Origin of the sequence: Methanotorris igneus Kol 5 (genome assembly GCF_000214415.1) — an archaeon.
Lineage (GTDB): Archaea > AGJL01 > Methanococci > Methanococcales > Methanococcaceae > Methanotorris > Methanotorris igneus.
This window is the reverse complement of record NC_015562.1, coordinates 1373670-1387486: the sequence shown is the minus strand read 5'-3', so window position 1 is coordinate 1387486 and position 13817 is coordinate 1373670. Positions and strand designations below refer to the sequence as shown.

Genomic DNA, 13817 nt, shown 5'->3' with positions numbered 1-13817 from the left:
TCAATGAATTTAAATATTACTCTCTAATACTAATAACTCTCATTAGTGTTAAAATATTATGAACGATTGCTACTGCTAAAGTAGCTCTACATCTACTTTCAGGTAGTTTTTCATTTAGAGTTAATCTAAATTTAGTTTTTAGCCCTCCAAATATCGCTTCTATTACCCCTCTAATTTTATACAGTTTCTTATCAAACAATTTTTTAACTTTCTTTCTGATTTTAGAAATACCGTAATCCCATTTAAACTCTTTTGTTTTAACTATTGGAATGAGGTCTATGGATAACAACTCTCTAAGTAAATCTTCATCATCGTAACCACCATCCAACAATATTATCGCACCTTTCACAAAATCTAAAGATTTTATCATTTTTAGTAAGTTTTTACTGTCTGAACTATATCCATTATCCCATTTTACCATAACAATCGAAATTAATCCATAATCTTTATAATAGCAAGCTAATACGTGCATTTTGTCAAAAACCCGATACTTTACCTTTTTTATTTCATTATTCACAACTCTGATTCTTTCACAATACACTCTTAATAAATGGACTCCAGTGGAATCAGCTATGTAAATTATAACCGATGATTTTAACGAATTAGCAATAATTAAGTGTAATCCAACGATTATTTTAGTTAAATCGCTTATTTTAATCCTCTGAAAAGCTTTTCCGTATGTGGAGCTATCTATATGCTTTTTATGTAAATAATCGGAAAGAGTTTCTAAATCTCTTAAACTAATTCTAAAAATGTGTTTTATTATTAGAGTAGCTATATATTCATTGTAACTTATAGCTAAAGGCCTTCCTACTTTGCGTTTTTCTTTATATGGAAGTAAAATATTTATAATAAATGAAACAAAATCATAAGTGTACTTAATATTGAATATCTTAAACCTCTTATCGTAGGCTTTCCAGTATCCTTTTCTTTTGGTTTTTCTGCCGCTCATAATTATTATTACTATTATTTATAGTATTCGTATTTTTCGACAACCTCGGTTTTATAGATCAGCAAATGCAAATGTTAAAATTTAAAAAATTATTTGGGGCATAGTCGTTTATAGTCGTTCTACAATTAGATGACAGTTAACATAACTCTAATTTAAATTGGAGTTTTGTTAAATTACCTAAAATTTAAAATTTGAGATTATGGACAGTGCCGTAATTTGTAGAACGACTACAATGGAATTTTATTACTCATCTAACCATAACAATTAATCATGGCTAAATTTTCAAATAAAACATGTTTATGCCTTAATTTCATTAAGTTAACCATTTATAACACAAACTGCTATTTAATGCTTATTCCCCTCCATATTTATCTTTTTCTTTGTTATTATTGGTTATAATACGGGATATATATGCATTTAACCCCCCAACGATTGCTGCAACTTTCTTATTGTCTTGGAATACTTTCTCAATGAATAATTTATCCATATCTTTTGCTTCTATTGCATATTTAAGCATCTCATCTTTTAAGACATCCCAGTGCTCCTCAACGTAGTGAGTTGAGAGATTTCCTTTTATAAAGTCCTCTTCTTCCATCACAGCTCTATGGAATGGAATGTTTGTAGTAACTCCAATAATTATATATTCAGATAATGCCCTCCTCATCCTTGCAATAGCCTCATTTCTATCTCTTCCATACGCTACAAGTTTTGCTATTAACGAATCATAGTATGGGGGTATCTCAGCTCCTGCATAAACTCCACTATCTAACCTAATTCCAGGCCCTCCTGGGGATCTGTAAGCCCTAATCTTTCCTGGACATGGAACGAAGTCATTTATAGCATCCTCTGCATTTATCCTACACTCTATCGCATGCCCTCTAAATACAACATCTTCCTGTTTAATTGATAGTTCCTCCCCCGCAGCAATCTTTATCTGCTCTTTTACAATATCTATTCCAGTTATCATTTCTGTTATTGGATGCTCTACCTGAATTCTTGTATTCATCTCTAAGAAGTAAAATTCTCCATCACTGTATAAGAACTCAACAGTTCCAGCACTGTAATAATTTATTGCTTTTCCTGCCTTTATTGCCGCTTTCCCCATCCTTTCTCTTAACTCTTCTGTCATTATTGGTGATGGAGCCTCCTCTATCAACTTTTGGTGTCTCCTTTGGATTGAACATTCCCTATCTCCCAAGTGAATCATATTTCCATACTTATCTCCAAGAATTTGAATCTCAATGTGTCTTGGCTTTTCCAAATACTTCTCAATAAATATTGTAGCATCACCAAATGCACTTTTTGCTATTGATTTCGTAGATTCTATTTTTTCAATTAACTCTTCTCTGTTATAAGCAACACTCATCCCCATTCCGCCTCCACCAGCGGAGGCCTTAATTATTACTGGATATCCTATTTCCTCTGCAACTTCTACTGCATCCTCCTCAGTTTCTATTGGCTCCTCTCTTCCTGGGAGCACTGGAACTCCCGCTTTTTTCATTATTTTCTTTGCATTTATTTTACTTCCCATTGCCTCTATTGCCTCTGGGGAAGGCCCTATAAACTCAAAACCTCTCTTTATACATTCTCTTGCAAAGTTTGCATTTTCAGACAAAAATCCGTAACCCGGATGGATAGCATCAACACCTGCCTTTTCAGCAACATTTAATATTGCATTTATGTTTAAATAACTCTTCAATGCTGGTGGAGGGCCAATACAGTAGCATTCGTCAGCAAGGGAAGTATAGAGAGCATGCTCATCCGCCTCAGAATAAATAGCAACAGTTTTTATGCCCAACTCTTTGCAAGCCCTTATAATTCTTACGGCAATTTCTCCCCTGTTGGCTATCAATACTTTTTCGAACATGTATCTCACCAAAAGAAATTTAATTTTATTTTTTGAAATAAAAAGAGCATATCTAAAATAAATTGTGGTAAAAAATTGTAGGATTTAATATTTAGTTTATTTTATTTAATTATCATTATTACGTCTCCAACATTCACTGATTGTCCTTCATGAACCAATATCTTCTCAACTTTACCATCTACTGGACTTTCAATTGGGTTCTCCATTTTCATAGCCTCTAATATAGCAATTACATCTCCTTTTTTAACTGTGTCTCCTTCTTTAACTTTTATCTTTGTAATCATTCCTCTAAATGGAGATAAAACTGCCCCTTCAGTTTCAGCAGTTATTGTTTCCTTCTTTTCTTTTTCTTTTAATTCAGACCCCCAAACTGGTTCAATTTTAACATTGAATATCTCTCCATTAACTTCAACAACGTACTCTGTTGGAACTTCCATGAATTTGGAGACTTCTTTTTCTTTTGGTATTGGCTCTGCTTTCAATTCTCCTCTCAAGAATTTCACAGCAATTTGTGGGTATAACGCGTAAGTTAAAATATCTTCTTCCTTCTTTACAATACCTTTTTCTAATGCCTCTTTCTTTCTCTTCTCGTATTCTGGCTCTAGTAAATCCGCAGGTCTGCATGTTATTGGCTTCTCCCCTTCTTCTAAAACCCTCTTCATCAATTCTTTGCTTATTGGAGCTGGTGGTTTTCCATAGAACCCCTTGACATAGTTTACAACTTCATTTGTAACGATTTTATACCTTTCTTCAGTTAAAACGTTCATAACTGCCTGAGTTCCAACAATTTGAGATGTTGGAGTTACAAGTGGTGGATAACCAAGATCTTTCCTAACTTTTGGAATTTCCTCTAAAACTTCTTCAAACTTATCTAATGCATTCTGTTCTTTTAATTGGGAGACGAGGTTTGACAACATTCCACCAGGAACTTGGTAAAGCAAGATTCTTGCATCTACTCTCTCTGAGATTGGGTTTATTAAACACTTGTATTTTTCCCTAACTTTCTCGAAGTATTTCCTAATTTCCTCCAACAACTTCAAATCCAATCCAGTGTCGTATTTAGTTCCTTTTAATGCAGCAACAATACTTTCTGTTGGTGGTTGGGAAGTTCCCATTGCAAATGGGGACATTGCACAATCTACTACATCAACTCCTGCCTCAATAGCAGCAAAGTATGTCATTGGGGCTATTCCACTTGTGCAGTGGCTGTGCAATTGAATAGGAACTGAAACTTCCTCTTTTAATCTTGTAATTAATTCTTTTGCTTCAAATGGTCTTAAAAGCCCAGCCATGTCCTTTATACATATAGAATCACATCCAAGTTCTTCCAACTTTTTTGCAAGTTCTACATATTGATCTATTGTATGAACTGGGCTTATGGTGTAACAAATAGCCCCTTGGACGTGAGCATCACATTTCTTTGCAGCTTTTATTGCAGTTTCCATGTTTCTTATGTCATTTAACGCATCAAATATCCTAAAAATATCAATCCCATTCTCTGCTGATTTTTGGACAAACTTCTCTACAATGTCATCTGGATAGTGTCTGTATCCAACTAAGTTCTGTCCTCTTAAAAGCATCTGCAAAGGAGTGTTTTGAATCCTCTTTTTTAATGCCCTCAATCTTTCCCAAGGATCCTCATTTAAGTATCTAATACATGCATCAAATGTTGCACCACCCCAAGCCTCAATAGAATGGAATCCAACTTCATCCATCTTCTCGGCAATAGGAAGCATATCCTCTGTTCTCATTCTTGTAGCCATTAACGATTGATGTGCATCCCTAAAAGTAGTATCAGTTATCTTTACCATCCTATCCCTCACAAATATTGTCTGAAAAATAGGGAGTAAAAATCGTAATAGTTAGTAAATGAATGATTATCATCCAAAAATTGCATTAGATAATAGTTAAAATATGTGCGAATTTTATGTATAGTGATAAGCTCTAACCTAAAATATAAAGGTAGGTTGTCATATTTATATTTTATCTATGAATTTAACTATCTCGACATTAAAACTTTATTTTTTTAATTTTTATTTTTTTAATTTTTTGGATAATATTTACAAAATTTTGCATAATTCAATATTATAGGTTGTATTTTGCTCCTTGTCTGCTGTTTCTTCTTTCTAACTCCTTATTTACTTCATTTAATATCCTCAATCTACTCAAAGACCATTCAGGTGACACTTTTATATCTTCTGGAACCTTATCTTTCGAAATTCTTTGAATTAAAACATAAGGGGAAAGATGTTCCAAAAAGTCACAAACTAAGTTGATGTATTGTTTCTCATCAAGAGCCCTATATTCCCCTCTCCAATACATCTCCTCTAATTTTGTGTTTTTTACAACAACAAGAGGGTAAATTTTTAATGCATCCACTTCAAGAATAGACAAAATCCTTGCTGTTTCCATCATTTCGCTCCATGTTTCATTTGGGAGACCTAAGATTACATGACCACAGACCAAAATATTCCTTTTTTTACATTCTTTTATTGCCCTTATTGTATCTGAGACATTATGTTTTCTATTTAAAAGCTCAAGTGTTTTTTGGTGCATGGTTTGAATACCTAAATCAATCCAAATTTCATAACCTTCCTTAACATACTCCTCCAAAATATCCAATTTTTCCTTTTCTAAGCAATCTGGCCTTGTTCCAATAGATAATCCAATAACATCATCATAAGATAATGCAAGATCCCAAAGTTCTTTTAGTGTTTCTAAATCAGCATATGTGTTAGTTCCTGGGTAAAAGTAGATGTAAAATTTTTCTATGCCTTTACTTTTTTGTTTTTTCATTTGCATTTCAATCTGCTCTTTTAGTGGATATTTTATGTTACAATATTTAACAGCAATAGGTCTACCCATTTTTGGGCAAAATATGCATCCACTATCATCATTGTTTTTATTTGGACAACTGAACCCCGCATCAACAGGAATTTTGAAAGTTTTGTAGGGTTTTGACTTTTTTGTGTATATACCATATTGGGCAACCCTATAACCCTCCCTATACATCTCATCAATGATACTTTTGTCAATCATTAAACCACCATTGCAATGATAAATAAATTCAAACTTTCTAAATTTCCAAATGTGTTATTTAATTTTTTTAATCCATATTATTACTTTTTCTAAATTTATAAATTTAAATATATATTGATTTTTTTGAAAAATTTTTTATTTGGTAGGCAAAAATAGAATAAAATCATAGTTATCTATAGGATTCATAATTTTATTCCTAACTAAATTTTTCTAAGATAGTAATTAAATTTTAAAATTCTAACGCAAATAACTATAAAAATCATTTAGGTGGTAATTGTGGAACTTCATATGGATGAAAAAAGATTATTAAAGGTTTTTCAAGAAACCCGAAAGGAAATTATGGATGTTGATGAACTCTCCAAACATATAGAAAAAGAAAAAATTATGAGAACCGCCTTATGGCTTTCTGGGAAGGAACTCGTAGATATTATTGAAAATAAAGAATCTATTGCCATATTAACTGAAGAAGGGAAGAAAGTATTAGAAAAAGGTCTACCAGAGAGAAGAATAGCAAAATATTTAAAAGAGAACGATTTAACGTCAATACCAATAAAAGACCTTAAAAATATTTTAGATAAAGATGAAATAAATGCAGCATTAGGTAATTTAAAGAAAAAAGGTATTGCAAAAATAGAAAAAGGAAATATTATTTTTGAGAGCTTAGATTATGAGGACGAAGAAGAAATCTTACTGGCAAAATTAAAGGAAAATCCACACTTAAGCTTATATAATGAAAAAGAAAGAAAAATTATTGAAAACCTAAAAAAGAGAGGATTTATCAAAATTGATGAAAAAGTCGAGAGAAAAATAAAACTTACCGAAAAAGGTAAAGAATACATAAAGAACCCAATCGAAATAAAAGAGGAAATTACCCAATTAACAAGAGAAGATATTATTGGTGGAAGATGGAGAGAGGCGTATATAAGACCTTATGATGTCAAAATTCCTGTTGAAGAGGTTTATCCTGCAAAGATGCATCCATTGACGAGAATTATAAGAGAAGTTAAGGAAGTTTTAATCAGTATGGGATTCAAGGAAATAAAAAGCCCTATTGTAGAGACCGAATTTTGGAACTTTGATGTTCTCTTTGAGCCACAAGACCACCCTGCAAGGGAAATGCAAGACACATTCTTCTTAAAATACCCAACTGAGGGGGATGTCCCAGAAGATTTATTAAAGAAGGTTAAAAGTATCCATGAAGATGGAACTATTGATGGTGTAAAGGTTTCAGAGGGTTGGAAATATAAATTCGATGAAAATGTTTCAAGAAGAACAGTTTTAAGGACACACACAACGGCATCATCAATAAGATACCTTGCATCACTCTCAGAGGAGGAGAAAGAAAAACCTCACAAGGTATTTTGCATAGATAGGGTATTTAGAAATGAAGCAATTGATTATAAGCATTTGCCAGAGTTCTATCAATGTGAAGGAATAATAATGGATGATAACGTTACATTTGATAACCTTGTGGGTATTTTAAAGGAATTTTTAAACAGATTGGGCTTTGAAAAAGTTAGATTCAGACCTGCATATTTCCCATTCACTGAACCATCACTTGAGGCAGAGGTTTATTTGGAAGGCAAAGGATGGCTTGAATTGCTTGGGGCTGGAATGTTTAGGCCAGAGGTTTTAGAGCCATTGGGGATTAAAAAGCCAGTTTTAGCTTGGGGTATTGGATTCAGTAGATTAGCAATGCTTAAATTGGGGCTTAATGATATTAGAGACTTGCATAAAAATGATTTAGATTGGTTGAAAAGGGTATAATGGATTTTAGTTTAGTTTTATTATTATTTATATTTTAATTTCATTTATATTTTAATTTCACAACTTAATTTCGTGGTATTATGGAGAACCTCATAAAAAAGGCATATACCCAATCCATAAAGAATAAGCGGAGAGGGGATGAGGAGGAAGAGGTTGAGGCAATAAAAAGAATCATACTAAATGCGAAAAAAATAATAATCGCAACAAACAATCAAAAAAAATTTAAAGTAATAAGTGATATTCTCTCACGTGTCGTAAATGCAAAAATTGAGATGCTCAACATAAATACAAATTGTGCCGATTTAACAAGAATGCCTGCTGTAAGTAAAGGATTGATAGCAGTTGATACAGAAGAAGCGGATGTGGTTATTGCAAGGGGTAGGTTGGGGGTTCCAGGTTCTGGTTCAATGCTTGTTATAATGGATGGCAAAGGGAGGATTTTATCTGCCTCTTTATCACCATCATCAGTAGTGCATAAAGAGGATATTGAAACAAGAATAAAAAAAGAGATAATAGACGCATTAAAAAGGGTGGGGATTGAGTTAAAAACGGATGATTTGAGGAAGGACTGAGGGGTGGAAGTAATGAAATACGGCATAACTGAAAGAGTAAAGACAATAGATACAAAAATAAAAATTAACGATATAATAAAGCACATTGTTGAGAAAAAAGCAAAAGCCATAAAATATTTTTTAGAAGGGGAGGAATTCAGACAAACCGTTATTTTTGGAGCATACTTATGCGGTGGTTATATAGCCCACTCAATTACAGATTACTCTGAAGAGGTTATTTTAGTTGATATCCAACAGCATTTAAAAGAATTTGTTTTTAACAAAAATGTAAAATTTATGGAAATGAACCAATTTAAATTAAAAATGAGGACTGGAGAAGTGAACCCAGATTTAGTTATTGACATAACTGGTATTGGAGGAATATCTCCCGACTTCTTACAAAAATTCAATCCAAAATGTTTAATTGTTGAAGATCCAAAAGGTTGCTATGATGAATATATTTACAAAGCAGATAACACCATGGAAAGGGCAACAGTTGGAGAAAAAATAGGTATCCTAAAAACTTATAGAAAATCAAGGATATCAAAAACATCTGGAACCATGACATTAACAATAGATACCGTTATGGATTCTGCAAGAGAAGTGCTTGATTTAGATGGGGTATTGTATGTAATTCCTAATTTGAGATATTATGAAGGTATAATATTCCATGAAAAGAACATACACAAATTTTTAGATGAAGTGCATATGCCTGCTTTAACAATAAGTGCGTTAGAGGACGTTGAAGAGGAAGCAAATAAAATATTAGAAAACAATTTAAGTAGAATAAAATCTTTTGTTGAGAAAAAATAACTACTATAATTATAGTCGTGTGCGTTAGAAATTGGAAATATGCTACTGACAAAGTCATAAAGATTTATGGCTTATTTCAAATTTTAAGGATGGATAAATGTTATTTAGAAATTCATTAATGTATAAATAAGTTTAAAAATCCACTGCAACCTTCGGTTGCAGGGAAGTTGAATAATCATAGATTATTCAACTATTCCGCACACAACTATATGGACATTATGAATGAGTATTACAAATTACAAATGTAGTTCATAAGTTTATTATTTTTTATTATTTTTATTTATTTTTCATTATTTTCAAAAATGAAAAAATAGAAAAAATATTTAAATGTTCAACTCAATATAATATTCATAGCAACATACACCAACACCTACACAAATATATCTTATTAAGGTAGGAATATTATTATGGAGAGGGACACGATGAAAATCCTGCAAAAAGAAAAAATTGAACAAAAAGAAAGAATTAACATCAATTTTGATGATTTAGATGATGTTGATAGGCCGACGTTAGGTAGGAGTGTTGATGCGGTGTTGTTTAGAGTGCTTAAGTTTTCAATGCTTAATTATTTGGGATTTAGTAAAAACTCCAAAATATACTCTGCTGGAAAGTCTTTTGGAAAATATCTTGGAGTTAAATCAATAGAAGAAATGAAAGAATTCTTCAAAGCATTCGGTATTGGAATTTTAGAGGTTGTTGATGAAAATCCACTAAAAATAAGGATTTACGAGTGTATCGACTGCTCTGGACTGCCAAACACCGGAAGACCTATCTGTTTTTTTGAAGCAGGGATTATTGCAGGCATGTTAGAGAATATACTAAATGAAAGTGTGCATGTTAATGAAGTGAAATGTCATGCAACAGGGCATGATTATTGTGAATTCGAAGTCAGGATTCTTAAAAAATAGATTCACTTTAATTTATTATTTTTATTTATTTTTTATATCTTGTCAACTACAACCTCCAAAGCATTCATAAATGCATCTTTTTCAGGAATTATAACTGCCACTGGAATTCTAACAACTTTTTCAATACTGGCACTTACTATAGGAGCACATACTATAGCTTTAACCCCTTCCCTTTCAGCTTGAATTGCAGCAATTATACAGTCCTCTAATGTATTGGCAGGATATTCCCTCAAAATATACTCTCTCCCTTTTATTTTTACTTTTTTACTTCTAATTCTATCCAATGCAGGCCTTGCAGCGATTATTGCAATAACATCCTCACAAGTTTCATCTTGTTCAAATCTTTTTATAGTCTCTACTATTTTCCTTAATGTTGAAATCCTAAAATCTTTACCCTGCATTATTTTATAGAGTGTGCTGTAAGGAATACCAGATATTTCAGAAAATTCTTTTAATGGAATATTCAATTCCAAAAGGATTCTTTTTAATTCTTCTATGAATTCTTTTGATGACTCTAACTTTAATAACAATCTCTCATGAGCTTTCATACTCCACCACATCACACATTTTAATTTAAACAACATAAACACCATTAAATAACATTAATAACACAAAACAACAAAAAGTTATTTAAATTAACATCAAAAAACATGGGGCAATTAAAACACAAAATAAAATTTTAGATCTTAAATTATACAATATAATCTATTCCCAAACTGCCAGTCTTTTTCCTTTCTGGTTTTGGCCAAATTCTTTTAGGCCCTCTATCTTTACCAAGAATATTTGGTGATTTCACACCTGTTATAATTGCCATTACTCTTATACAACCCTCCATTGATGGGTCTATTCTTGCTCCCCAAATTACGTTTGCATTAGGGTCCAAACTCTCAGTTATTCCTTCTCCAATGTCGTTTGCCTCTTTTAATGTTAAGTCTGGCCCCCCTGTTATGTGTATGATAGCCCCTTTTGCCCCTTTGTAATCAATATCCAACAATGGACATTCCAAGGTTTCTTTAACCACTGTTTGAACTCTGTCTCCCTTAGAATCTGAGTCAACTTCTCCAACACCAATCATTGCTACTCCACCATCAGTCATTACAGCTTTAACGTCAGCATAATCTATGTTAATCAAACTTGGAACAGATATTGTCTCAGTGATTCCTTTCACTGCCTGTGCAATAATCTCATCTGCTACTTTAAATGCATCATTCATAGGCAAGTTTGGAACTAAGTCAACTAATTTGTTGTTGTCTATAACAATAACTGTATCACAACTTTCTGTTAATCTTTCAATTCCTTCATCAGCTTTTTTCAGCCTTGCTCTTTCAATTTTGAATGGGTATGTTACAACCCCAATCACTACAGCCCCATTTTCTTTTGCTATCTCTGCTACAACTGGAGCAGAACCAGTTCCAGTTCCTCCACCCATTCCTGCTGCAACGAATACTAAATCAGCACCTTTTAATACATCTTCCAAGACATTCTTTGCCAATTCTGCTGCCTTCCTACCTATTTCTGGATAACCTCCAGCACCAAGACCTCTTGTTAATGTTGAACCAATCAATATCTTTTTATCTGCTTTAATTGCCTCTAAGTGCTGTTTATCTGTATTTATAGCAATGGTCTCTGCCCCTTCAATACCAATTTCCATCAATCTGTCTATGGTGTTGTTTCCAGCTCCTCCACACCCAACAACCAAAATTCTTGCTTCTCCAAAGTCATCCTTCAAATTTTTTCTAAGTTCATCATTGTTCTTAGATAAAGCCTCTCTGACTAATCTCATAATCATCCTCCAATATAAATTATTAAAATATATTGTGTTAAACTATTGGATATTGATTTATAAAAAGTTTGTTGTAGATTTCAATAGAAATGTTATTATTTAATATTTTTTGTAACATAGCTTAAAAAATTTTATATTATATGCTTTTCATATTGTAACAACTTAAATAATTTAGCAGTAAATTATATATACCTCCAATATTGTTATAATACAAATGTGTGTGGCTAGGCCGGGGGGTTGGGCGTCCCCTGTAACCCGAAATCGTCCTCATGCGGGGGCCGAAAACTTGGGGGCGGCATGGTTCCCATGCCGTCACTCCCAAACTCTGCAATGATATCTCGTCCCATGGGGTTTGATGGTGGAGGAGCTCCCTCTGGAGGGAGGGAGTAACCTCCTTTGCTCGCCGAACCCCGTCAGGCCCGGAAGGGAGCAGCGGTAGGCGGGACATCAACGCTCATGGGGTAACGGGGTAGAGCAGAGGTTTGGGGCAAAGTGGCGGCATGAGGAACCGTGCCCACCCCAAGGAAGCCACACACATTTTATTTTTGGCAGTATTATCAAAATATTTAAATATATTAGTGGTGAGATTATGTTGATTGGTATCATATCAGATACACATGTACCAGATAGAGCTGATACTCTACCAAAAAAGGTCGTAGATGAGTTCTCAAATGTAGATTTAATTGTGCATTGTGGTGACGTAACATCCCCTCAAGTGCTAAATGAGCTGAAGGATTTATCAAAGGTTGTCGCTGTTAAAGGAAACATGGATTATTTAGAACTGCCAAGAAAAGAGATTTTGGACATTAATGACATAAAAATTGGAGTTATTCACGGAGATATCATATACCCAAGAGGAGATACTTTAAAATTAAAATACTTGGGTCTGGAAATGGGCGTTGATATTTTAATCTCTGGACACACACATACGCCATTAATTGAAAAACAAAAAGATATTTTATTATTGAACCCTGGAAGTCCAACAACTCCAAGATGTCCAATAAAATCCATAATGAAGTTAGAAATTGAAGATAAAAAAGTTAATGCAAACTTAATTCCAATTTAAATGAACAATTTGCTTAGCATTCTATTAGATGTATGAGTATATTTTTTTGAATTTTGAAATGACATTTTGTTGCTTGTTATCTATAGTGTGTTCAAGTTCATCCAATGCATTTGTTGGACATACCAATTTGCAGAGCTCCTCTTCTCTATCGTAGCATCCGTTACATTTTGAAGCAACATCTAAACTGAACCTTATTGCCCCAATTGGACAAACTGTCATGCAAAGACCACAGCCAACACATTTATCTTTATTTAAAACAACTTTTCCGTTGATTCTTTCTATCGCTTCCTCTGGGCACACATTTAAGCATGGGCTTTTTTCACAATGCATACATTTAATTGGAATCCCATCAATAACATAAATCCCATTATTTGGACAAATTCTCTCACATTTCCCGCAACTTACACATAACTCAACATTAGCCAGTACTTTCATAGAATCCACCTGAAAATTTTTAATTAGAATTCTAATTGAAACCTTTTAAAAAGGTTTCATCCAAACAGGATAAGATGCCTCATTTCATTCGGCATCTCTCATAGATTTTCTATTTTAAAACTTAACTCTAGCATTAATAGTTATTTTTGAAAGTAATCCATCTTTATTTTCAATTTTTTTGTTCAATGTCAATTTTGCAAAGTTCTCAATATTTCTGAGTTTTTTATCCCATATAGCATCTTCAACACTAACAACTTCAAGGCATCTCTTTGAACATGCTTTAACACATGCTTGCTCTCCCCTATCAATGCAGAGAATACACTTATGTGCCTTATCTGCCATTACTATTGCCCCAAACGGACATGCTAATGCACACAACCCACAACCAATACATTTTTCACCATCTAAGTAAACAACTTCTCCCCTAAACTCGATAGCATTAACTGGACATACCTGCATACATGGTGCAGAGGAACAGTGCTGGCAAACTATCGGCAAATAGTTCCCATCGTGTTCTAAAATGCTTATCCTACTCACTCCATAAATTTCCATACATGCTTTGACACAGTCCCCACAGTTGTCGCATTTATCATTTATCATCATTATTTTTTTCATGATAATGCACCTATTGTGTTT

At 33.2% G+C, this 13817-nt stretch carries 13 protein-coding genes and 1 other RNA gene; 6 read left to right on the top strand and 8 right to left on the bottom strand.

Features of this window, described 5'->3' with window-relative positions:
- Window positions 1-16 precede the first annotated feature (16 nt).
- The 4 genes from METIG_RS06890 to METIG_RS06875 form a co-directional block, all read right to left on the bottom strand.
- Window positions 17-952, bottom strand: coding sequence for a transposase (locus tag METIG_RS06890; protein ID WP_013798476.1), 936 nt, complete (start codon window positions 950-952; stop codon window positions 17-19).
- Window positions 953-1304: 352 nt separating this feature from the next.
- Window positions 1305-2819: an acetyl-CoA carboxylase biotin carboxylase subunit gene (locus METIG_RS06885; protein WP_013799500.1), complete on the bottom strand. Its 1515-nt coding sequence runs from the start codon at window positions 2817-2819 to the stop codon at window positions 1305-1307.
- 101 nt (window positions 2820-2920) lie between these two features.
- Window positions 2921-4630, bottom strand: coding sequence for a sodium-extruding oxaloacetate decarboxylase subunit alpha (gene oadA / locus METIG_RS06880; protein ID WP_013799499.1), 1710 nt, complete (start codon window positions 4628-4630; stop codon window positions 2921-2923).
- Between the two features lie 274 nt (window positions 4631-4904).
- The gene (locus METIG_RS06875) at window positions 4905-5858 is read right to left on the bottom strand and encodes a TIGR01212 family radical SAM protein (protein WP_013799498.1); all 954 of its coding nucleotides are present in this window, start codon (window positions 5856-5858) and stop codon (window positions 4905-4907) included.
- A 276-nt stretch (window positions 5859-6134) separates the two neighbouring features.
- Here METIG_RS06875 and pheS point away from each other — a divergent pair, with 276 nt between their 5' ends.
- From pheS to METIG_RS06855, 4 genes are all read left to right on the top strand, one after another.
- On the top strand, window positions 6135-7625 hold the full coding sequence (gene pheS / locus METIG_RS06870) for a phenylalanine--tRNA ligase subunit alpha (RefSeq protein WP_172632618.1): 1491 nt from the start codon (window positions 6135-6137) through the stop codon (window positions 7623-7625).
- 80 nt (window positions 7626-7705) lie between these two features.
- Window positions 7706-8197 (top strand): DUF3236 domain-containing protein, encoded by a 492-nt coding sequence (locus METIG_RS06865; protein WP_013799496.1) that lies wholly within the window; start codon window positions 7706-7708, stop codon window positions 8195-8197.
- Between the two features lie 12 nt (window positions 8198-8209).
- On the top strand, window positions 8210-8989 hold the full coding sequence (locus tag METIG_RS06860) for an SAM-dependent methyltransferase HcgC family protein (protein WP_013799495.1): 780 nt from the start codon (window positions 8210-8212) through the stop codon (window positions 8987-8989).
- 422 nt (window positions 8990-9411) lie between these two features.
- Window positions 9412-9897: a V4R domain-containing protein gene (locus tag METIG_RS06855; protein ID WP_013799494.1), complete on the top strand. Its 486-nt coding sequence runs from the start codon at window positions 9412-9414 to the stop codon at window positions 9895-9897.
- A 32-nt stretch (window positions 9898-9929) separates the two neighbouring features.
- Here the strand turns inward: METIG_RS06855 and METIG_RS06850 are convergent, their stop codons facing one another.
- Together METIG_RS06850 and ftsZ are read right to left on the bottom strand one after the other, a co-directional pair.
- Window positions 9930-10445 carry a helix-turn-helix domain-containing protein gene (locus tag METIG_RS06850; protein WP_013799493.1) on the bottom strand — a complete coding sequence of 172 codons (516 nt, stop codon included), beginning with the start codon at window positions 10443-10445 and terminating at the stop codon, window positions 9930-9932.
- A 143-nt stretch (window positions 10446-10588) separates the two neighbouring features.
- The gene (gene ftsZ / locus METIG_RS06845; RefSeq protein WP_013799492.1) at window positions 10589-11680 is read right to left on the bottom strand and encodes a cell division protein FtsZ; all 1092 of its coding nucleotides are present in this window, start codon (window positions 11678-11680) and stop codon (window positions 10589-10591) included.
- Window positions 11681-11897: 217 nt separating this feature from the next.
- Here ftsZ and ffs point away from each other — a divergent pair.
- Together ffs and METIG_RS06840 are read left to right on the top strand one after the other, a co-directional pair.
- Window positions 11898-12215, top strand: an RNA gene (gene ffs / locus METIG_RS09310) — signal recognition particle sRNA.
- 54 nt (window positions 12216-12269) lie between these two features.
- Window positions 12270-12746, top strand: coding sequence for a metallophosphoesterase (locus METIG_RS06840; RefSeq protein WP_013799491.1), 477 nt, complete (start codon window positions 12270-12272; stop codon window positions 12744-12746).
- Between the two features lie 24 nt (window positions 12747-12770).
- Here the strand turns inward: METIG_RS06840 and METIG_RS06835 are convergent, their stop codons facing one another.
- Together METIG_RS06835 and METIG_RS06830 are read right to left on the bottom strand one after the other, a co-directional pair.
- A complete protein-coding gene (locus METIG_RS06835; RefSeq protein ID WP_013799490.1) occupies window positions 12771-13181 on the bottom strand; it encodes a 4Fe-4S dicluster domain-containing protein in 411 nt (136 codons plus the stop codon).
- A gap of 114 nt (window positions 13182-13295) precedes the next feature.
- Window positions 13296-13796 carry a 4Fe-4S dicluster domain-containing protein gene (locus METIG_RS06830; RefSeq protein WP_013799489.1) on the bottom strand — a complete coding sequence of 167 codons (501 nt, stop codon included), beginning with the start codon at window positions 13794-13796 and terminating at the stop codon, window positions 13296-13298.
- Between the last annotated feature and the right edge of the window lie 21 nt (window positions 13797-13817).

Bases quoted from the DNA above. Each gene is read 5' to 3' on its own strand.
- METIG_RS06890 (WP_013798476.1), bottom strand. From the start codon at position 952: ATGAGCGGCAGAAAAACCAAAAGAAAAGGATACTGGAAAGCCTACGAT.
- METIG_RS06885 (WP_013799500.1), bottom strand. From the start codon at position 2,819: ATGTTCGAAAAAGTATTGATAGCCAACAGGGGAGAAATTGCCGTAAGA.
- oadA (WP_013799499.1), bottom strand. From the start codon at position 4,630: ATGGTAAAGATAACTGATACTACTTTTAGGGATGCACATCAATCGTTA.
- METIG_RS06875 (WP_013799498.1), bottom strand. From the start codon at position 5,858: ATGATTGACAAAAGTATCATTGATGAGATGTATAGGGAGGGTTATAGG.
- METIG_RS06865 (WP_013799496.1), top strand. From the start codon at position 7,706: ATGGAGAACCTCATAAAAAAGGCATATACCCAATCCATAAAGAATAAG.
- METIG_RS06860 (WP_013799495.1), top strand. From the start codon at position 8,210: ATGAAATACGGCATAACTGAAAGAGTAAAGACAATAGATACAAAAATA.
- METIG_RS06855 (WP_013799494.1), top strand. From the start codon at position 9,412: ATGAAAATCCTGCAAAAAGAAAAAATTGAACAAAAAGAAAGAATTAAC.
- METIG_RS06850 (WP_013799493.1), bottom strand. From the start codon at position 10,445: ATGAAAGCTCATGAGAGATTGTTATTAAAGTTAGAGTCATCAAAAGAA.
- ftsZ (WP_013799492.1), bottom strand. From the start codon at position 11,680: ATGAGATTAGTCAGAGAGGCTTTATCTAAGAACAATGATGAACTTAGA.
- METIG_RS06840 (WP_013799491.1), top strand. From the start codon at position 12,270: ATGTTGATTGGTATCATATCAGATACACATGTACCAGATAGAGCTGAT.
- METIG_RS06835 (WP_013799490.1), bottom strand. From the start codon at position 13,181: ATGAAAGTACTGGCTAATGTTGAGTTATGTGTAAGTTGCGGGAAATGT.
- METIG_RS06830 (WP_013799489.1), bottom strand. From the start codon at position 13,796: ATGAAAAAAATAATGATGATAAATGATAAATGCGACAACTGTGGGGAC.